Raw genomic sequence first — 19,642 nt, 5'->3', positions numbered from 1 at the left:
TTCCTGTATTGACCCTGAGTGTGGCGAATTCCCGTGATCTGTCAACAGGAAGTAAATTACGGGAAAAATGGTCCCGCAATCCAATTCAAGGAAAATATTGGTTAATAGGATAAGGGTGTCAGCCAGGGCGTCACCCCAACACGGGCCATCTGTCACCAATGGATGCCTGTCTGTGCCGGTCGTGTCACCAAAAAATCCCCGTTCCGACAGGGCAGGTCCCGCATATTCCCGAACCTCCGCGAAAAACGCGAAAAATCGGGAATTTCATTTGGCCCGTTCCCGAATTCGCGTTATTCACTGCATAGAACCATAAAACGAGAGCAGTGCAAATGCGTGACCATTCCGACCTGCAAAGAATGAACGAAAGAAGCCTGGCGCAACAGGCCGCCGTGCGTCGGGCAACCTTTTCTCCGGCAGAGGTGAAGGAACTGCGCCCCTTCTCCATCTGGGAGATAAGCCAGTTCATGTTCGATGTCCCCGCCGATACCCTGCGCAAGAAACTGGCCGACGATCCGTCCTTGCCGCAGGGGACCGTGGAAGAGGACGGCCGCCAGCGCTGGTTCTCGCTGGCCGAGATCAACGAACTGCGCCGCCGCCTGCGGTTCCGGGGCAAGGCACTGCAACCGGAGCGTCCCGAAGGGCGCGCGATGCGGGTGGCCGTGTCGAACTTCAAGGGCGGCGTCGGCAAGACCGTGGTGGCGCAGCACCTGGCCAATGCGGCGGCACTGGACGGATACCGCGTGCTGGTCGTCGACTTCGACCCGCAGGCGACGCTGACCCATTCCATGGGCCTGGTCGAGGTGAAGGAATGGAACACCGTCTGGGGCATCATGTGCCGCGACCTGTGCCGCGAGGCGGATCGCATCGCCGCGGCCTATGACGACCCGGCCGATTGCCCCTACCCCACCTCGGACGAACTGCCTGAGGACGTGCAATCCATCGGAGCGCAGCGGACGCAGGACTTCATCCAGAAGACCGCCTGGCCCACCATCGACATCATCCCGTCCTGCGCCAACGCGGCCTTCGTGGAATTCGCGTCGGCCCAGTACCGGTCGATCCACAAGGCGTGGAGTTTCTTTGGCTGTGTCGCCCGCTATCTGGAAGAGCTGCCGGACGATCAGTACGACCTGATCATCTTCGACTGTCCGCCCGCTATCGGCTACCAGTCGCTGAACGCGGCCTTCGCGGCCGACATCCTCTATATCCCGTCCGGCCCCGGCTACTGGGAATACGACTCGACCACCAGTTTCCTGGGGCAGCTTGGCGATGCGCTGGAAGATATCTCGGACGGGTTCGAGAAGGTTGCGGCAGATGCCGGGATCAAACTGCCGAAACGGTTCGACGACATCCGCCTGCTGATGACTCGGTTCGAGGCGTCGAACCCGCTGCACCTGGCGATGATGGAGGCGTTCCGGAACGTCTTCGGCGCCGATGTCTGCCAGCACCCGATCGAAATGACGCGCGCGGTCGAACAGTCGGGACGTTTCCAGATGTCGGTCTATGAGCAGGACTATCGCCAGATGACGCGGGACACGTGGAAGCGCGCGCGTCTGAGCTTCGACAATGCCTATGCCGAGTTCAAGACGACGGTCCTGAAGTCGTGGAAGGAACGCACCCTGGTCGAGGAGCTTGAGGCATGAGCGGCAAGAACAAGTTCGGTTTCGGCCCCATCGACGACAGCGACATGAAACGCCCGCGCCGGCGGGAGGTCGGCCCCATGGGTGCCGCCGTGCGCGAGACAGCGTCGAGCGTGAACGAAAGCACCGAGAACCTGGTGGAGCAGCGCCGCAGGAACGCGGCCGATGCCAAGGCGTTTCGTGCGGCGCAGGACGAAGGGCTGGTGTTGGTCCGCCTGCCTCTGGACCGGATTCTGGCCGACGACCTGCCCCGCGACCGCCTGGACCTGGATGCCGTCGCGGCCTCGGACGAAATGGAGGAACTGAAGGCCTCGATCCGGGCGCGGGGCCAGAAGGAACCGGTGGAAGTCTATGAATCCGCGCCCGGCGTCTATCAGCTAAAGAAGGGCTGGCGCCGGCTGACCGCGCTGCGGCAACTGCACCTGGAAACCGGGGACGCGGCCTTCGGTTCGGTCGTAGCGCGGGTGGCGCATGGAGAGTCGAGCCGGATCGATCTTTACATCGACATGGTCGAAGAGAATGTGATCCGCGAGGACCTGTCCTTTGCCGAGATGGCGCAGGTTGCGCTGTCGGCGGCGTCCGATGCGGGCCTGGGCGAAAGCGATGCCGAGGCGCTGGTGGGCCGGATCTATGCCTCGCTCCACAAGATGAAACGGTCCTATATCCGCAGCTTTGTGTTCCTGCTGTCGCAGCTGGGGGACGCGCTGCCGTTTCCCAAGGCCGTGTCGCGGAACCTGGGTGTGGACGTGGCGCGACGGCTGCAGGCAGAGCCGGGACGTGCGGCGGATCTGAAGGCCGCGCTGGCAGGGCTTGCGGATGCCGACGCGCAGGCCGAGGTGCTGCGCGGCTTCCTGGCACAGCAAACCGTCGTGTCCGAACGTTCGAAGCCGGTGAGGGAGAAGGGCGTGAAGTACGAATTCCACGTGGGATCGTCCAAGGTCACCGCCCGAAAGGGGGAATGCCGGATCCTGTCCCGGACCGACTTTTCATCCGTCGACCGCAAAAAGCTGGAACGCGCCATCGCAGCCTTCGACGCGGTGATCAACGAGGCAGAGTAACCCACGGGTTACCCGGCGGCGTAAATGAGAAGGGCGGTAACCCACGGGTTACCGCCCTTTGTCTTTGGCGTATCGGGCCGGCTGTTCAGACCCGCATGCGAGCGCCGGTCGGGTCATAGAGCGGCTTCAGCGAGGCTTCGGCGCGAACCCGGGTGCCGGCGATCTCGATCTCGTAGGTCGAGGCAAGGACGCCGGCGGCGTCTTCGCCGGGGCAGGGGACATAGCCCAGCCCGACCGCTGCCCCCAGTGTGTGGCCATAGGCCCCGGAACTCAGGTAGCCCACGATTTGCCCATCCCGCAGGATCGGTTCGGCATGATACAGCATCGGTTCCGGATCGGTCAGACGGAACTGGACCATGCGGGCGGCCAGCCCCTGTTCCTTTCTCCTCAGCACTGCCTCGCGGCCGATGAAGGCGGGTTTGGCCGTTTTCACGGCGAAGCCCAGCCCGGCCTCCAGCACATGGTCTTCCTCTGTGATGTCGTGGCCGAAATGGCGGAAGCCCTTTTCGATCCGGCAGCTGTCCATGGCATGCAGACCGCAGAGCGTCAGGCCGTGATCGGCCCCGGCCTCCAGCAGGGTTTCCAGCACATGGGCGGTCTGGTCGGTGGGGACATAGATCTCCCACCCCAGTTCACCGACATAGGACACGCGGTGGGCCCGTGCGCGGCCCAGGCCGATATCGATGTCCTGCGCCGAACCGAAGGGATGCCCGTCCGACGACCAGTCATGCCAGGGTGCCGCGGCCTGAAGGACGGCGCGGGCATCGGGACCCATCAGCGCCAGCACGCTTTCGCCGGACGTCACGTCGAGGATCGAAACCGCGTGATCCCCCCGGTGACGTTCCAACCAGGAAATGTCGCGGACCACTGTCGCGGCCGGTGTCACGACCAGATAACGGGTCTCGGACAGTCGGGTTACGGTCACGTCGGCCTCGATCCCGCCCCGGTCGTTCAGGAACTGGGTATAGACGATCCGGCCCGCCCCGACCGACATGTCGCCACCGCAGATGTGGTTCAGGAAAGCCTGGGCATCGCGCCCGTCGACGATGATCTTCCCGAAGGAGGTCATGTCGTAAAGCCCCGCGCCTTCGCGGATCGCACGGTGTTCGGCGGCAGAGTTTTCGAACCAGTTCTGCCGCTTCCAGGAATAGTCATAGGACGCCTCCTGCCCCGGCGCAGCAAACCAGTTGGCCCGTTCCCAGCCGGCGGTTTCTCCCATTACGGCGCCGCGGGCGATCAGTGCGTCATGCACCGGCGACCGGCGGACACCCCGCGCCGTGGCTTTCTGACGATAGGGGAAGTGGTCAGCATAAAGCAGGCCCAGCGTTTCCTTCGCACGTTCGACCAGGTAGGTGCGGTTGCCCATGAAGGGCTGCATCCGGCGGATGTCGACGTCCGACAGGTCGAAGGGGGGGTGGCCGTGTTCCATCCAGTGGGCCAGCGCCATGCCGGCCCCGCCCGAAGACTGGATGCCCACCGAATTGAAACCCGCCGCCACGAAGTAGCCGCGCAGTTCCGGCGCTTCGCCCAGGTGATAGGCGTCGTCGGGGGTGAAACTTTCGGGGCCGTTGAAGAACGTGTGGATCCCGGCGCTTTCCAGAAGGGGCATCCGGGCGATGGCCTGTTCCAGGATCGGCTCGAAATGGGCAAAATCCTCGGGCAGCTGATCGAAGCAGAAATCGGCCGGGATGCCATCCATGCCCCAGGGTTTCGACACCGGCTCGAACGCGCCCAGCAGGTACTTGCCCGCGTCTTCCTTGTAGTACGCGCATTCGTCGGGGACGCGCAGCGTGGGGCGCTGGGTCAGCCCGGGGACGTTTTCGGTGACGATGTAGAAGTGCTCGCAGGCCTGAAGGGGCACGTTGACCCCGTTCATCCGGCCCAGCTCGGCCGCCCACATGCCGCCGCAATTCACCACGAAATCGGCGGCGATGGTGCCGCCCTCGCCCGTTTCGTCGCTGATCCATTCGACGCCCGACACCCGCCGCTGACCGCCCGCCTGGGTTTCAGTGACGGCCGTCACGCGGACATGTTCGAAGACCTGCGCGCCGTTCATCCGCGCGCCCTTGGCCAGCGCCAGCGCGATGTTGCCCGGATCGCCCTGCCCGTCCTTCGGCAGATAGACCGCGCCCTGGAAGCCATCGGTATTCAGGTCCGGATGCAGCGCCTGAAGCTCTGCCTCTGACAAAGCCTCGACCTCCACACCGAAGGCCCGCGCCATGGACGCCTGGCGAAAGATCTCCTCGCGCCGTTCCGCGGTCAGGGCCAGCGTGATCGACCCGTTGCGGCGAAAGCCGGTGGCGACGCCGGTTTCCGCCTCCAGCGTTCCATAGAGTTCCTGGGAATAGCGGGACAGGCGGGTCATGTTCTTGGTCGCCCGCAACTGCGCGATCAGGCCGGCGGCATGCCATGTGGTGCCAGATGTCAACTGTTTACGTTCCAGCAGGACGACATCTTTCCAGCCCAGCTTGGCCAGGTGATAGGCGACGGAACATCCGGCGATGCCGCCGCCAATAATGACGGCACGGGCCCGGGTCGGCAGGGTCTTGGTCATGGGGTGATCTCCTTGCCGGGTCGGCAGACGGTTCCGGGGGCCGGGCCCCGTGGGGAAGGGGCCGGTGAAGCATTCAGGGCAGGGCGGTGTCAGCCCGGTTGCAGTGCCAGCGCTTGGGCTGTGCCAGCGGCCATCACGTCGGGGTCCTCTGCCCGGTGACAGGCGACAGCATGGCTGCCATCCTTCCTTTGCAACTGCGGTGCGGTCTGGCGGCAGCGATCCTGTGCAAAGTCACAGCGGCCCGCAAAGCGGCACCCGGGCGGTGGAGAGATCGGGCTGGGCGGATCGCCCTGCAGGCGGATGCGGGCGCCGGCCTCCATCCCGATGCGTTCAGGGCTGGGCACGGCGGAAATCAGGGCGTGGGTATAGGGGTGCATTGGCCGGGTGAAGAGTTCCCGGCGTGACCCTATTTCCACGACCTGGCCCAGGTACATGACGGCGATCTGGTCGCAGAGGTGCTGCACCACGGCCAGGTCGTGGCTGATGAAGAGGTACGACAGGCCCAGGTCGCGTTTCAGCCGGCCCAGCAGGTTCAGGATCTGCGCCTGGATGGCGACGTCAAGCGCGGACACGGGTTCATCGCAGACGATCAGCCCCGGGCGCGTGGCCAGCGCCCGCGCTACGCCGATCCGCTGGCGTTGCCCGCCGGAAAACTGGTGCGGGAACAGGTCCTTCTGGTCCGGCCGCAGGCCCACCAGCGCGAAGAGTTCATCGACCCGCGCCTCGCGTTCCGCAGGTGTGCCAATGTCCAGCAGGTCCATGGGGCGGCGGACGATGGCGCCTGCACGTTCGCGGGGGTTCAGGCTGGCATAGGGGTCCTGGAAGACGACCTGCACCTCGCGCCGCGCGGCCTTCAGTTCGGCCCCAGCAGCATGGGTGATGTCGCGGCCGTTCAGGCGGACGGTGCCGGACGTGATCGGCGTCAGGCGGGCACAGGCCATGGCGGCAGTGGTCTTGCCGGATCCGCTTTCGCCCACCAGCCCGAAGGCAGTGCCGGGCGCCAATGTGAAGGACACGCCGTCGACCGCGTGAACCTTACCGCCCTTCCTGATCGGGAAATGGACCTTCAGGTCCTGAACCTCCAGCACGTTGGTCATGCCGCGACCTCCTGTTCCTGCCAGCAGGCGACCATGCGGCCGGGGGCAAGGGGTTCCAGCCCGGGGTTTTCGTCCCGGCAACGGGGCATTACCCGGGCGCAGCGGGGCGCGAAGGGGCAGCCGGGGCGGTTCAGGTCCCTGGGCGCAGGGACAACGCCCGGGATCTCGAACAAAGGTTCGGGATCGTCCGACGGCGGCATGGTCAGGCGCGGGATGCAGGAGACCAGGCCGGACGTATAGGGATGGCGCGGATCGCGGACGAAATCCGCGACCGGTCCTTCCTCGATCTTGCGGCCGGCATACATGACCATGACACGGTCGGTCATCTGGGCCACGACGCCGATATCGTGGGTGATCAGGATGATCGCCGCGCCGAAGTCGCGTCGTAAGTCATTGAAAAGATCGAATATTTGTGCCTGAACGGTGACATCCAGCGCGGTGGTTGGTTCATCCGCGATCAGGATCTTGGGCTCGCACACCAGTGCAATCGCGATCATCACCCGCTGGCGCATCCCGCCTGACAACTGGTGCGGATAGTCATGCGCGCGGCGGTTGGGCGAGGGGATGCCGACCAGCGATAGCATTTCGACCGCGCGCGCCCAGGCCTTCGCCCGCGACAGGCCGAAATGGACGCGTGCTGTTTCGGCGATCTGTTCGCCGATCGTATAGACCGGGTTGAGCGAGGTCATGGGTTCCTGGAACACCATCGAAATCTCGTTGCCGCGCACCTCGTTCAGGCGGCGTTCGCCGGCCTGCACCAGGTCTTCGCCCTGAAACAGGATCTGGCCCCTGGTCACCCGGCCGGGAGGGGAGGGGACAAGGCCCAGAAGCGACAGCGCGGTGATCGACTTGCCACAGCCGCTTTCACCCACGATGCCCAGCGTTTCTCCGGCGCCAAGGTCAAAGGACAGGTCGCGCACCACGGGGATGTCGTCGCGGCCGCTGCGGAAGGCGATTTCCAGGTTCCGCACGGACAGGAGGGGGGCGGTCATCAGCGTTCCCTCAGTTTCGGGTTGAAGGCGTCGTTCATGCCGTCGCCGATCAGGCTGATCGCCAGAACGGTCAGGAAAATGCAGAGACCGGGGAAGGTCACGCCCCAGGGGCTGTCCAGGATATAGGGGCGGTTGTCGCCGATCATCCGACCCCAGCTGGTGGTGTTGGGGTCCGAAAGGCCCAGGAAGGACAGGCCGGCCTCGAACAGGATGGCGGTGCCGATGGACAGGGCGCTGACCACGATCAGGGGCGGGGCGGCGTTGGGAAGGATTACCTTCCAGATCAGCCGCCCGTTGGCGGCCCCGATGGAGCGTTCGGCCTTGACGAAGTCCATCTCGCGGATGCGCATGAACTCGGCGCGCGTGAGCCGCGCGGTGGAGGTCCACGAAACGATGCCGATGGCGATGGAGATGTTCAGAAGGTCCGCGCCGAACAGCATCACCACGACCATGGCGAACAGCAGGTTGGGCAGGACCTGGAAGAATTCGGTCACCCGCATCAGCAGGTTGTCGACCCGGCCGCCGAAAAAGCCGGCCAGTGCGCCCACGGTGATACCGATGGCCACCGTGATCAGTGCCGCGGTAAAGCCCACGGCCAGCGTCACCCGCCCGCCGTTGATCAGTCCGGCCAGCAGGTCGCGGCCCAGATAGTCGGTGCCCAGCACGTATTCGGACTGGCCCGGCGGGGTCAGGGGCATCCAGACCATTTCCCGGGGCGCCACGGTATAGATGAAAGGCCCGGCCAGCGAGATCACGATGATCGCCAGCAGGATCGCCAGGCCAAGGACGGCAGCGTGGTTCTGGCGGAACATCCGCCAGGCCTGGGTGGATGGGGAAACGGGCTTCGGGGCGGCAAGGGTGGTGTCGGTCATCGGGCCTGGATCCTTGGGTCCACAAGGCGATAGACGACGTCAGTCAGAAGGTTCATCACCACGACCATCATCGACGAAAAGAACAGGATCCCCAGCAGCGTCGGTGTGTCCCGCCGCAGGATGGATTCGAAGGCCAGCGTGCCAAGGCCGGGCCAGGCAAAGACGGTTTCGACCAGCACCGCGCCAGAAATCAGCTGGCCGAATTGCAGTCCGGCGAAGGTCACCACAGGCAGGATCGCGTTCCGCAGGGCGTGTTTGTAGATCACCATCCGCTGCGGCAGGCCCTTGGCCCGTGCGGTGCGGATATAGTCCGATCCCAGAACCTCCAGCATGCTGGCGCGCGACAGGCGGCTGTAGAAGGCCAGATAGATCGTGGCCAGCGTCAGCGCCGGCAGGACCAGATGGTGCAGCACGTCCAGCACATGCGCAATGCCGGTCAGGTCCGCGCTGGAACTGGTCATGCCCGAAATCGGCAGCAGCGGGATCGACACGGACAGAAGCAGGATCAGCATGATGCCGACCCAGAACACGGGCGCGCTGAACCCTGCCAGCGCGATCACGGTGACAAGGTGGCTGAGGACGGATCGGCGCTTGCGGGCGGAAAAGACGCCCAGCACCGTCCCCAGGATCAGCGCGACCAGAAGGGCGGTCACGACCAGCAGCAGCGTTGCACCGATCCGTTCGGCGATCAGGCCGGTCACGGGGCGGCTGTAATAGGTCGACATGCCCAGATCGCCGGTCAGGACATTGCCCAGATAGGTGCCGATCTGGACGATGAAGGGCTGGTCCAGCCCGTATTGGGCGCGCATCTGGGCGATCATCTCGGGCGTGGCGCCGCCCATCTCGCCCACGATGGCCTCTACCGGGTCGCCGGGGGCGATGTGGATCAGCGTGAAGTTCAAGACCAGCACGGCCACCAGCAGGATCGCCGCATTGACCAGCCTGTTCAACGTTCCCTGAAGCACGTCGGATCCTCTTGGAAAGTGGGGGAGGGGGCCGGCGGGCCGGCCCCTATGCCTGAATCGATCGGATTATTCGCCGACGGTCACGTCGAGGAACGGGGCCAGCGCGCCGAAGGGCGTGTCGGGCAGGCCCTTCACGTCGTCGCGGTAGACGGTGACCGAAAAGTCCTGCGGCATGTAGATCAGCGCCAGGTCTTCGGTCTCCAGCTTCTGGATCTGGGCATAAAGCTCCATCCGCTTGGCCGGGTCGGTTTCGATGGCGGCGGCATCCAGCAGTTTGTCCATCTCCGGGTTGCAGTAACCTTGGGTGTTGGACCAGATCACGTTCTGGATGTTGTCGCAGTCGAAATGCCGGTGCACGCCGATGATCGGGTCGGGATAGTTGAACGACCCGTTCATGGTCGCGTCATAGTCCCAGGCCGCGATGCGTTTCACCCAGGTGCCGAAATCGGGCGCCCGTCGCAGTTCGACGGCGATGTCGATCTTGGCCAGCTGGGCCTGGATGTATTCGGCCATCGGCACATGAGCCTGGGGCGCCCAGCTGGGCACGTCCAGCACGAAGGAAAACCGCTTGCCGTCCGCGCCCACTGGGTACCCGGCCTCGTCAAGCATTTTGGCCGCCAGATCCAGATCGGGTTCGTAGATTTCGACATCTGCGGTATAGAACGGGTTGCCGGTGTGAAGCGGCCCTGTGCCGGCCGCGGTCTTGCCGCCGAAGATGACCTTGGCCAGGAAATCCGTGTCGATGGCATGGGCCAGCGCCTTGCGGACCGCCAGATCGCTGAAGGGCTTTTCGCGCAGGTTCAGTTCCAGATAGTGCACGTAACCGATGGCGTCATAGCCGTCGGTCGTCACCTCGACCCCGTCGGCGCGTTCCAGCCGCGGCCAGTCGGTCGGTCGAATGCCGGCAAAGGCTGCATAATCCACGTCGCCCTTTTCCAGCATCAGCATCCGGGTCAGCGGATCCTTGACCAGCGGATAGACCATGCGGTCGAGCTTGGGCTTGCCTTCGATGAAGAAGTCCGGGTTCTTTTCCAGTACCAACCGTTCGGCCGGGTTGTTTTCGACCACCCTGAAGGGCCCCGATCCCACGACGTTTTCCATGTTGCGCGGGTGGGTCTTCAGTTCCTGTCCGTCGCCATAGATATGTTCCGGGATGATCGGCATCAGCAGCGGTTGCAGGGAATAGAGGAAGCCGGGAACCGGTTCGCTGAAATGCACGACCACGGTGTCGGGGTCGGGCGTGTCGATTTCGGTGATCTTGCCGAACATCGCCTTGCCGAACGGGTGGTTGGCCTTCACCGCCTCCAGCGAGAACTTCACGTCTTCAGAGGTGATCGGCTCGCCATCGTGGAAGGTGGCGCCGTCGACCAGGTTGAAGGTCACGGACAGCGCGTCGTCTGCCACGGTCCAGCTGTCGGCCAGGTAGGGCTGGATCTCGTAATCCTTGCCCACCAGCACCAGCCCGGCAAAGATCTGCGAGCCCGGGGCACCGGTGGCCGCACCCGACTGCACCGCCGGGTTCAACGTGCGATAGCCCGACGTGTACCCCGTCAGCGTGCCGCCATCCGCCAGGGCGGACGTTGCCATCGTCGCGGCAAAGGCCGCAGACACAATTCGATTAAATGGTATTGCTGGCTTTGCGAACATTGGGACCCCCTGATGGTCGATGTATAGCCGTTCGGGCGGCTGAAAATTTGATCTTGATTTTTCATTGATTGTGGCAATGCTGAAAAAAAGCAACAAGAATTTCGCAAGCACGAAATTTCTGCGGAAATGGCAGGGGAAGCGATGAAGACAGACACGGACCTGAAGGACGACGACATCCCGGGCCAGGACCGGGCCGCAAGTGCGGTGGGCAAGCAGATTCGCGAATTGCGCAAGGCGCGCGGCCAGACCCTGACCGAGCTTGCGGGTAAGGTCGGCCGGTCGGTCGGCCACCTGAGCGAGCTGGAACGCGGGATTTCCCCGATCACGATCGAAACGCTGTCGCGGATCGCCGATGCGCTGGACGTGTCGGTCAGCTGGTTCTTCTCGGCGCCCTCGGCCGAAAAATCGCCGGAAAGCCGGTATGTCATCCGCAAGGGCGGCCGGCGCGAGATCAACCTGAGCTCGGCCGGCCTGCGCGAGGAACTGTTGTCGCCGAACCTCAGCGGTTCGATCCAGATGGTCCTGACCACCTTCGGCCCCGGCGGCGGCACAGGGGAGGAAGGGCGCGCGCGCAAGGGCGACGAAGGCGGCTTCGTCGTCTCGGGCCAGCTGGAGCTGGTGGTCGACGGTCTGACCATCCTGCTGGAGGCCGGCGACAGTTTCCAATTGGCCGGACAGGGCCATCACCGCTGCCGCAATCCCGGCGCCACCGATGCCGTCATCGTCTGGTGTTTCGGTTCGACGAAGTTCTGAGACCACATCTTTGAAGGGAGCGGCCCGATGGCACCCATCACGGTTTTCACGGCCAGGAAGATCATCACGATGAACGACCCGATGCCCGAAGGCACCGCCGTTGCGGTACGGGACGGGCGTATCGTCGAGGTCGGTACCTTCGAGACGTTGAAGCCCTGGTTGGACAGCCACGAGCATGTGGTGGACGACCGGTTCAGGGACCACGTGCTGATGCCGGGCTTCATCGACCCCCACCTGCATCCGACGCTGGGCGCCACGTTGATGACGACCCATTTCATCACCGCGATGGAATGGAAGCTGCCGGACCGGATCTGCGCGGCCGTGACGTCGGAAGAGGCCTATCTGGCACGCCTGACGGAGATCGTGGAAGGCGATGGCAAGGAGGACGAAATCGTCGTCACCTGGGGCTTCCACCGGATCTGGCACGGCGACATCAACCGGGAACGGTTGAACGAGGTATCCGCCACCAAGCCGATCTTCGTCTGGCAGCGGTCCTTCCACGAGATCATCGCGAACGACGCGGCCATCCGGTGGCTGGGCACGGCGCGCGAGGATCTGGAACGCCATCCCCAGATCGATGTCGAAACGGGCCGTTTCTTCGAAACCGGCATGGCCGTGGCGGTGGCGGGGATGAACAAGGTCCTGCTGTCGCCCCAGCGCTACATGCGCGGGCTGGATCTGGTGAAGCAGACGGTCCACCTGGGCGGGCACACGACCATCGGCGAACTGGCCTATCCGCTGATGAACGACCAGATGGAATGGCAGATCCTGAAGCTGGCACTGGACCACGACGACACGCCCTTCCGCATGAAGATGGTCCCCCGCGCCGTCCAGCGCGGCGACCTGAGAGCCAACGCCGAGGAAGACGCCGACAGGATCGAGGCCTATGCCGACCGCAACACCGACCGGCTTTTCTTCGGCAACGCGGTCAAGCTCTTCACCGATGGCGGGTTCTTTGCGGAACTGATGCAGATGCGCGATCCGGGCTTCATCGACGGGCATGACGGCGAATGGCTGATGGCGCCCGAAGCCTTCGAAACCTATGCTCGGATGCTGTGGCTGCGGGGCAAGCAGATACACGTCCACTGCACCGGCGACATGGGGCTGGAGCTGGCGCTGGACGTCCTGCAGAAGCTGCAGGACGAAAAGCCCCGTTTCAACCACCGCTTCACGATCGAACATTTCGGCGTGTCGAACCCCGAACAGGTGCGGCGGATCAAGGATCTGGGCGCGATCGTTTCGGCTAATGTCTACTACCTGCACGAACTGGGCGAAGCCTACTGGAAGAAATCCATCGGCTTTGAACGCGCCAGCCAGATGGCGCGCATGGGGTCGCTGGAACGGGCGGGGATCCCCTTTGCGCTGCATTCGGATTTCACCATGGCGCCGGCGATGCCGCTGAACTCCGCCTGGGTGGCGGTGAACCGGATCGCGGAGTCGGGCGCGGTGCTGTGCCCCGAGGAGCGGATTTCCGTCCATGCCGCGATGCGGGCGATCACCATCGACGCGGCCTATGTCATCGGAATGGAAGATCAGGTGGGGTCCATCCGTGCCGGCAAGAAGGCCGATTTCACGGTGCTGGAACAGGACCCCTACGAGGTCGCGCCCGAAGCTTTGCGCGACATCCCGATCTGGGGCACGGTCTTCGAAGGCCGGCCTTTTCCGATCCGGTCATGACCCGGATCCCGGTCACGGTCCTGTCGGGCTATCTGGGCGCCGGCAAGACCACGATCCTGAACCATGTCCTGTCGGACCCGTCCTCGGCCGGGATTGCGGTGCTGATCAACGATTTCGGGTCGGTCAACATCGACGCCGAACTGGTCCGCAGCCGCACCGACCGGGTGATGGAACTGTCGAACGGCTGTGTCTGCTGTGCCATCGGCGACGACCTGGGCGATACGCTGACCGCCGTCGCCGCCTGGCCCGACCCGCCCGAACGGCTGATCCTGGAAGCCAGCGGCGTGGCCCAGCCCGGACGGATCGCGATGACCGTGGGCCACTGGCCGGGGTTCGAACTGGACGCGGTGCTTGTCGCCGCCGATGCCGAAACCGTCGAGGCGCGGGCCAAGGACAAGTTCGTCGGAACGCTTGTCCGCAGCCAGTTGAAGGCCGCGGACATCGTCGTCCTGACGCGCGGCGATCTGGTGTCGGACACAGCATTGGAGCGTGTCGTCCAATGGCTGCGCAACATGGACCCCGAGGCACGGATTGTTTCGGCCCCGCAGGGCCGCGTTCCGACCGACCTGATGATCGGGCCGGGGACAGCCGCGCGCGCGCTTTCCGGGCAGGCTCACAACCACGATCACGCGCATTTCACGACCCGAACCTGGCGGCCCGACGGTCCGGTCGATGTCGCGGCCCTGGCGGCGGTGCTGCGCGACCTGCCGCCGAAGGTGCATCGGGCGAAGGGCTTTGTCACCGATGCGGCGACGGGGCAGGGGGCCCTGGTCCAGCTGGTGGGCCGGCGGCTGACCGTCAGTCCCGCAGACGGAAGCCCGGAGCCCTGCCTGGTGCTGATCGCTGCGGGCGGGGATCGCACGCTGGACCGGACGATGGCGCGGCTGGATGCCTGCACCGCGCCGGCCGCCTTGGGGGCCGGCGCGTAAGGTCTTCCTGGTCAGGCAACAGGGCCGGGATGGTGGCAGGCCACCAGCGCATCGGCGCTGTTCTTCGCAGCCAGGGGCGGGGTTTCCATCGCGCAAAGCGGCGTGGCCTTTGGGCATCGGGTGTGGAACCGGCAGCCCGGCGGCGGATCCATGGGTGACGGCAGGTCGCCTTTCGGCACGATCCGCTTGCGTTCCCGTTCCAGCCGCGGATCGGCGCGGGGAATGGCCGACAGCAGGGTTTGGGTATAGGGGTGCTGCGGGTTGGCATAGAGGTCCTGTACCGGGGCCAGTTCCACGATGCGGCCCAGATACATGACCGCCACCCGGTGCGAGATGTGCCGGACCACGCCCAGGTCGTGCGCGATGAAGAGGTAGGCGCAGCCCAGTTCGGACTGTAACTCCTCCAGCAGGTTCAGGACCCCCGCCTGGATCGACACGTCGAGCGCCGAAACGGGTTCGTCCAGAACGATCAGCTTGGGGTTCAGGGACAGGGCGCGGGCGATCCCGATCCGTTGCCGCTGCCCGCCCGAGAGTTCATGCGGATAGCGGTCGACCATGTCGGCGGGCAGGCGGACCATGTCGATCAGGCGGGCGATCTGGGCGGTCAGTTCGCTGCGCGGCAGGTTCGCCAGCCTAAGCCCTTCCGCCAGGATCTGCGAGACGGTCATCTTCGGATGAAGCGAGCCCATCGGGTCCTGGAACACGATCTGCATTTCGCGCCGCAACTGCCGCAGGTCTTCACTGCCCGCGGCGGTCACGTCCTTGTCCCCCAGCATCACGGTGCCCGACGTGGGCTCGATCAGCCGCAGGATCGACCGGCCCAGCGTGGACTTGCCGCAGCCGCTTTCGCCGACAAGGCCGAAGGTTTCGCCCGCGCGGATGTCGAAGGAGATGTCGGACACGGCCTGAACGGCGCCGACTTCGCCGCCCAGCAGGCCGCCCCGCATGGGGAATTCCTTGATCAGGTTGCGGACGCTCAGGACGGTTTCGTAGGGCATGGTATCCTTCATTCCGCCACCTCGGCCCGGGGTTTGACCAGCGGGAAATGGCAGGCGCAGTCGGTATGTCCGGTGTTCATAAGGCTCGGCACCCCGGCCTGGCAGGCGGGCTGCGTGTACGAGCACCGGGGATGGAAGCTACAGCCCGCGGGACGGTTGAAGATCGATGGCGGCGTGCCGTCAATCTGCTGCAGCGGCCCGTCGCCATCCAGCGAGGGCACGGCGCCGATCAGGCCGGCGGTATAGGGATGCGCCGTGTGATAGAAGACGTCGTCGGTCGTTCCCCGTTCCACGATCCGGCCGCCATACATGACGGCGATCTTGTCGGCGAGGCCCGCGACCACGCCCAGGTCGTGGGTGATCAGCACCAGACCGATCCCCAGGTCCTTGCGCAGGTCGCGCAGCAGGTCCAGGATCTGGGCCTGCACGGTCACGTCCAGCGCGGTTGTGGGCTCGTCCGCGATCAGAAGCTCGGGCCGGTTGGCCAGCGCCATGGCGATCATCGCACGCTGCCGCATCCCGCCCGAGAATTCGTGCGGGTATTGGCTGACGCGCTTGGCCGGCTGGGGAATGGCCACCAGTTCGAACAGCCGTTCCGCTTCCTTCAGTGCGGCGCGTTTCGAAATCGAACGGTCGTGCAGGGTGATGGCCTCGGCGATCTGGTCGCCGATCCGCAGGACCGAATTGAAGGCCGACAGCGGGTCCTGGAAGACGCAGCCGATGGACTTGCCACGCAGTTGCCGGATCCGGGACGGAGCCATGCCGATCAGCTCCTTCCCCTTGAAACGGGCGCTGCCGGTGACGCGTGCGCCCTTGGGCAGCAGTTGCAGCAGCGCCATCATCGCGATTGACTTGCCCGATCCGCTTTCGCCGACGATGCCCAGGACCTCGCCGGGGTCGAGGCTCAGGTCGACGCCGCACAGCGCCTCGGCCCATTTGCCATCTCCGGCGGGGAATTCGATCCGCAGGTCTTTGGTCTCCAGCAGGGTGTTCATGACGACCTCCGGTCGAAGACGTCGCGCAGGCCGTCGCCCAGGAACGACGTGGCAAGAACCACGGTCAGGATGGCCATGCCGGGCCCGAATGCGATCCACCAGGAATAGAAGCGGGTGGCGCCTTCCGAAATCATGCTGCCCCATTCGGGCGATGGCGGCTTGGCCCCCAGGCCGATGAAGGACAGGGAAGCGGCCAGAAGGACGACCTGCCCGAAATCCATCGTCGCGTTGATTAGCGTCGGCGTCCAGCAGAGCGGCAGGACATGGACCCGCAGCACGCGCAAGGGTCCGGCGCCACCGGCGATGGCGGCCTCGACATGTTCGCGTTCCTTCACCTCCAGCACCTGGGCGCGCATCAGGCGGGCATAGATCGGCCACCAGACGATCACCATGGCGACGGAGGCATTGGTCAGGCCGGGCCCAAGCATGGCGGCAACGGCCATGGCCAGCAGGATCGGCGGGAAGGCCACGGTCACGTCGACCAGCCGCATGATGATCCCGTCTGTCCAGCCGCCGAAGAAGCCCGACAGGGCGCCCAGCACGGATCCCACGGCCACGGCGCAGGCCACGACAAGGAATGCGATGGGGATCGACCAGACCGCACCGTGCATGGTGCGGGAAAAGACGTCGCGGCCCAGGGCATCGGTGCCCAGCCAGTGCGCGGCCGATGGCGGTTGCAGCCGGCGGCCCACCATGTCGAGCGGGTTGGCAAGGGGCCAGAACTGGATCGTCAGCACGGTGAAGATCCAGAACAGCAGGATCAGCGCGCCGATCATTGCGGTGGGCGGCAACTTGCGGACAAGACGCATTGCGCCGCTGGTCTGACCAGGCAGGGAAGCAGTTGTATCGGCCATCAGTGCACCTTGATCCGCGGGTTGGCCCAGGCATAGGCGATATCGGTCACCAGATTTGCGAGCAGGAAGGCAACGGCGCCCACGATGGTCACGCCCCCGATGGCCGGGTAATCCAGCGATGCCGCGGCCCGCACGGCATAGGAACCGATGCCGGGCCAGGAAAAGATCGCCTCGGTCAGCACTGCGCCGGTGATGAGGTAGGCGAAGGTGAAGCCCAGGATGGTCAGCAGCGGGATCATCGCGTTGGGCAGCGCATGGCGGACCAGAACGACCCGTTCGGGCGCGCCCTTCGCGCGGGCGGTGCGGGCATAGTCCAGCGACAGCCCTTCGACCAGCGACGACCGGACCAGCCTTGTGATGATGCCCGTGACGGCCCAGCCCAGCACGAATGCCGGCAGCGCAAGATGGGACAGGGCCTGAAGGAAGAGCGGGAAATTACCGGCCAGCAGTGCATCGACGGTGTAGAACCCGGTGACATCGGGGGGCGGGTCTACCCGCGGCGGCAGGCGCCCGGTGCCGGGCACGATCGAGAAACGAACGGACAGGACGTAAAGCAGGATCAGGCCGGACCAGAAGACGGGCAGCGAAGATCCCAGCAGCGCGAAGATCCGCGCCAGGCTGTCGATGACCGTCCCGCGAAAGCGCGCGGACAGAAGCCCCAGCGCCAGCCCCATCGCGGTGCCTATGATCATCGCGGCGATCACGAGTTCCAGCGTGGCGGGCAGGCGTTCGGCGATGTCCAGCGCGACGGGGCGGCGGGTGGAAAAGGACGTGCCCATGTCGCCCTGCAGCAGGTTGCCCAGATAGCGGACGTAGCGGATGGGCATGGGCTCATCCAGTCCCCACTGCGCCTTCACGGCATTGACGATTTCGGGGTTCGACATCTGCCGTTCGGGGACCAGGGCGGCCAGCGGGTCGCCCTTGGTCATTTGTGACAGCAGGAAAGAGACGCTCGCCACACCCAGGAGAAGGAAGGGGATCGAGATCAACCGTCTGAGAATGTATGCGAGCAATGTCTTACTTCCGCGAGATTTCGGCGAGGGGCAGGTTGCAGCATGCGGAATAACGCACGCCCTCGATATCGTCGCGATAGGCCAGGACCAGGTTCGGCGACACCAGCGGCAGGATGATCGCGTCGTCCATCATCTGCTGGCCGAGCTTGGCATAGGCCGCATCGGCATCCGCACCCGATGACCGCAGCGCCTGTTCGTAGAGCGGACCTTCTGCCGGGTTCACGACCAGGGGGAAGTCGCCCACGCTGGCGCGTTTGGCCCAGGGGTAGCCATCGATCATGCCGAAATACTGCACGTATTGTGCGGACCCGTAATAGTCCGGCGCATAGTAGACCGCGGTTACCGGCCATTCGCCGGCGCCCAGTTCGTCCCGCCAGACGGCCCAGGTCAGCGGCTTCAGCTCAAGCTCGACCCCTGCCTTGGCAAAGTCCTGCTGGACCTTCTGCATCATGATGTTGAAGTCGACGCCATAGACGTTGTCGTTCGGATAGCCCGCCACCAGTTTCAGGTCCGTGGCGCCGGCGTCGGCCAGCATCGCCTTGGCCTTTTCCAGGTCATAGGTGCGGGGCACCAGGTTTTCTGTGCCGGGGAAGCCGTTCGGGATCGGTGCCGCCTGCTGGGCGCCGTTGCCGCCGACGGTGAAGTCCAGCATCCCTTCATAGTCGATCGCCAGCGCCAGCGCCCGGCGGACTTCGGGCGTCAGCACGTCCTTCATGCCCTTGGCACCCGGAATGAAGCCCATGTAGACAAAGTTGAAGGACGGCACGATTTCCGTCTTCACGTCGGGCGACCGGATCGAGGCCGCGGTATCCGGGTCGATCTGCATGGCGATGTCGACCTGGCCGGTTTCCAGAGCCTGCGCCTGGCTGACGGCGTCCTGGATCTGGGTCACGACGACTTCGGAAAAGGCCGCCTTGTCGCCGTAATAGGCATCGTTCCGCGCCATCCGCAGCTCGGCCTCGGGCGAGTAGCTTTTCAGCATGAAGGGGCCGGAGCCGGCGGAGTTCTCAAGAAACCACGGTTCCGACGAATCCTTCTCGGCCGCGTCCACACCATCCAGCGCGCCGTGTTCCTTGGCCACGTCGGAATTGATCACGCCGGTATAGGCGGCCGAGATCTTGTTCAGGAATTCGGAGTTCGACGCGCCCAGCGTGAATTTCACCGTCTTGGGGTCGACCTCTTCGGCCGAAACGAGGTCGTCCACCAGGAACGAGGGCGAGCCCTTCAGGTTCTTCAGACGCTCCATCGACCAGACGACGTCCTTGGCCTCCACCGGGGATCCGTCGGCGAAGGTCGCGTCCTTCAGATGGAAGGTGAATTCGGTCAGGTCGTCGTTCATTTCCCAGCTGGTCGCCAGGTTCGGAACCAGCGTCTTGTTGTCGGCGCCCAGCGTCACCAGCGTCTCGTAGACGGCCGTCAGGTAGAACTGGCATGTGTCGCAGAAGGCGCGGGCCGGATCGAGGGAGTTCACGTCCATCGACCGGGCGATCACAAGCGTGTCGCTACCCTGCGCCAGTGCGGGCGGCGCCATCAGCGCCGAGGAGGCGAGGAAGGCCGCGGCCAGCCCTCTCTTGAGTGTGAAGTGTTTCATGTTCTGTCTT

General features: G+C 64.9%; 16 protein-coding genes. 5 read left to right on the top strand and 11 right to left on the bottom strand.

Going from position 1 to position 19,642, the window contains the following annotated elements; genetic code table 11:
• Positions 1–329: 329 nt before the first annotated feature.
• Together FQK05_RS18280 and FQK05_RS18275 are read left to right on the top strand one after the other, a co-directional pair.
• On the top strand, positions 330–1,640 hold the full coding sequence (locus FQK05_RS18280) for an AAA family ATPase (RefSeq protein WP_158969529.1): 1,311 nt from the start codon (positions 330–332) through the stop codon (positions 1,638–1,640).
• Entirely contained in the window at positions 1,637–2,695 is a 1,059-nt protein-coding gene (locus FQK05_RS18275; protein ID WP_158969527.1) for a ParB/RepB/Spo0J family partition protein, read from the top strand. The genes FQK05_RS18280 and FQK05_RS18275 overlap by 4 nt, the downstream gene beginning before the upstream one ends.
• Before the next feature lie 85 nt (positions 2,696–2,780).
• Here the strand turns inward: FQK05_RS18275 and FQK05_RS18270 are convergent, their stop codons facing one another.
• The 6 genes from FQK05_RS18270 to FQK05_RS18245 all read right to left on the bottom strand — a co-directional run bounded on the left by FQK05_RS18270 (position 2,781) and on the right by FQK05_RS18245 (position 10,762).
• A complete protein-coding gene (locus FQK05_RS18270; RefSeq protein ID WP_158969525.1) occupies positions 2,781–5,249 on the bottom strand; it encodes a GcvT family protein in 2,469 nt (822 codons plus the stop codon).
• Between the two features lie 89 nt (positions 5,250–5,338).
• Positions 5,339–6,346, bottom strand: a complete 1,008-nt coding sequence (locus tag FQK05_RS18265; RefSeq protein ID WP_158969523.1) for an ABC transporter ATP-binding protein — start codon at positions 6,344–6,346, stop codon at positions 5,339–5,341.
• The gene (locus FQK05_RS18260; protein WP_158969520.1) at positions 6,343–7,338 is read right to left on the bottom strand and encodes an ABC transporter ATP-binding protein; all 996 of its coding nucleotides are present in this window, start codon (positions 7,336–7,338) and stop codon (positions 6,343–6,345) included. Before FQK05_RS18260 ends, FQK05_RS18265 begins: the two co-directional genes overlap by 4 nt.
• Positions 7,338–8,210: an ABC transporter permease gene (locus tag FQK05_RS18255; protein WP_158969517.1), complete on the bottom strand. Its 873-nt coding sequence runs from the start codon at positions 8,208–8,210 to the stop codon at positions 7,338–7,340. Before FQK05_RS18255 ends, FQK05_RS18260 begins: the two co-directional genes overlap by 1 nt.
• Positions 8,207–9,175 (bottom strand): ABC transporter permease, encoded by a 969-nt coding sequence (locus tag FQK05_RS18250; RefSeq protein WP_199252705.1) that lies wholly within the window; start codon positions 9,173–9,175, stop codon positions 8,207–8,209. The genes FQK05_RS18255 and FQK05_RS18250 overlap by 4 nt, the downstream gene beginning before the upstream one ends.
• A gap of 66 nt (positions 9,176–9,241) precedes the next feature.
• The gene (locus FQK05_RS18245) at positions 9,242–10,762 is read right to left on the bottom strand and encodes an ABC transporter substrate-binding protein (protein ID WP_158969515.1); all 1,521 of its coding nucleotides are present in this window, start codon (positions 10,760–10,762) and stop codon (positions 9,242–9,244) included.
• 201 nt (positions 10,763–10,963) lie between these two features.
• On the opposite strand from FQK05_RS18245, the gene FQK05_RS18240 reads away from it, so the two are divergent.
• The 3 genes from FQK05_RS18240 to FQK05_RS18230 are packed head-to-tail and all read left to right on the top strand — an operon-like array spanning position 10,964 to position 14,181.
• Complete coding sequence (locus FQK05_RS18240) at positions 10,964–11,575, top strand: helix-turn-helix domain-containing protein (protein ID WP_158969513.1); 612 nt, start codon at positions 10,964–10,966, stop codon at positions 11,573–11,575.
• Between the two features lie 27 nt (positions 11,576–11,602).
• Positions 11,603–13,252, top strand: coding sequence for an amidohydrolase (locus tag FQK05_RS18235; RefSeq protein ID WP_158969511.1), 1,650 nt, complete (start codon positions 11,603–11,605; stop codon positions 13,250–13,252).
• Entirely contained in the window at positions 13,249–14,181 is a 933-nt protein-coding gene (locus tag FQK05_RS18230; protein WP_158969509.1) for a CobW family GTP-binding protein, read from the top strand. The genes FQK05_RS18235 and FQK05_RS18230 overlap by 4 nt, the downstream gene beginning before the upstream one ends.
• A gap of 11 nt (positions 14,182–14,192) precedes the next feature.
• Here the strand turns inward: FQK05_RS18230 and FQK05_RS18225 are convergent, their stop codons facing one another.
• The 5 genes from FQK05_RS18225 to FQK05_RS18205 are packed head-to-tail and all read right to left on the bottom strand — an operon-like array spanning position 14,193 to position 19,632.
• Positions 14,193–15,191 carry an ABC transporter ATP-binding protein gene (locus FQK05_RS18225; RefSeq protein ID WP_158969507.1) on the bottom strand — a complete coding sequence of 333 codons (999 nt, stop codon included), beginning with the start codon at positions 15,189–15,191 and terminating at the stop codon, positions 14,193–14,195.
• Positions 15,188–16,174 (bottom strand): ABC transporter ATP-binding protein, encoded by a 987-nt coding sequence (locus tag FQK05_RS18220; RefSeq protein ID WP_158969505.1) that lies wholly within the window; start codon positions 16,172–16,174, stop codon positions 15,188–15,190. Before FQK05_RS18220 ends, FQK05_RS18225 begins: the two co-directional genes overlap by 4 nt.
• Positions 16,171–17,028 carry an ABC transporter permease gene (locus FQK05_RS18215; RefSeq protein WP_199252704.1) on the bottom strand — a complete coding sequence of 286 codons (858 nt, stop codon included), beginning with the start codon at positions 17,026–17,028 and terminating at the stop codon, positions 16,171–16,173. The genes FQK05_RS18220 and FQK05_RS18215 overlap by 4 nt, the downstream gene beginning before the upstream one ends.
• The gene (locus tag FQK05_RS18210) at positions 17,028–18,041 is read right to left on the bottom strand and encodes an ABC transporter permease (RefSeq protein ID WP_158969503.1); all 1,014 of its coding nucleotides are present in this window, start codon (positions 18,039–18,041) and stop codon (positions 17,028–17,030) included. The genes FQK05_RS18215 and FQK05_RS18210 overlap by 1 nt, the downstream gene beginning before the upstream one ends.
• Before the next feature lie 4 nt (positions 18,042–18,045).
• Positions 18,046–19,632: an ABC transporter substrate-binding protein gene (locus tag FQK05_RS18205; RefSeq protein ID WP_158969501.1), complete on the bottom strand. Its 1,587-nt coding sequence runs from the start codon at positions 19,630–19,632 to the stop codon at positions 18,046–18,048.
• Between the last annotated feature and the right edge of the window lie 10 nt (positions 19,633–19,642).

This window comes from Chachezhania sediminis (assembly GCF_009765275.1).
In the GTDB taxonomy this organism is placed as follows: domain Bacteria; phylum Pseudomonadota; class Alphaproteobacteria; order Rhodobacterales; family Rhodobacteraceae; genus Chachezhania; species Chachezhania sediminis.
The sequence above is the reverse complement of the archived record's forward strand: the minus strand, read 5'-3'. Positions and strand labels throughout refer to the sequence as shown.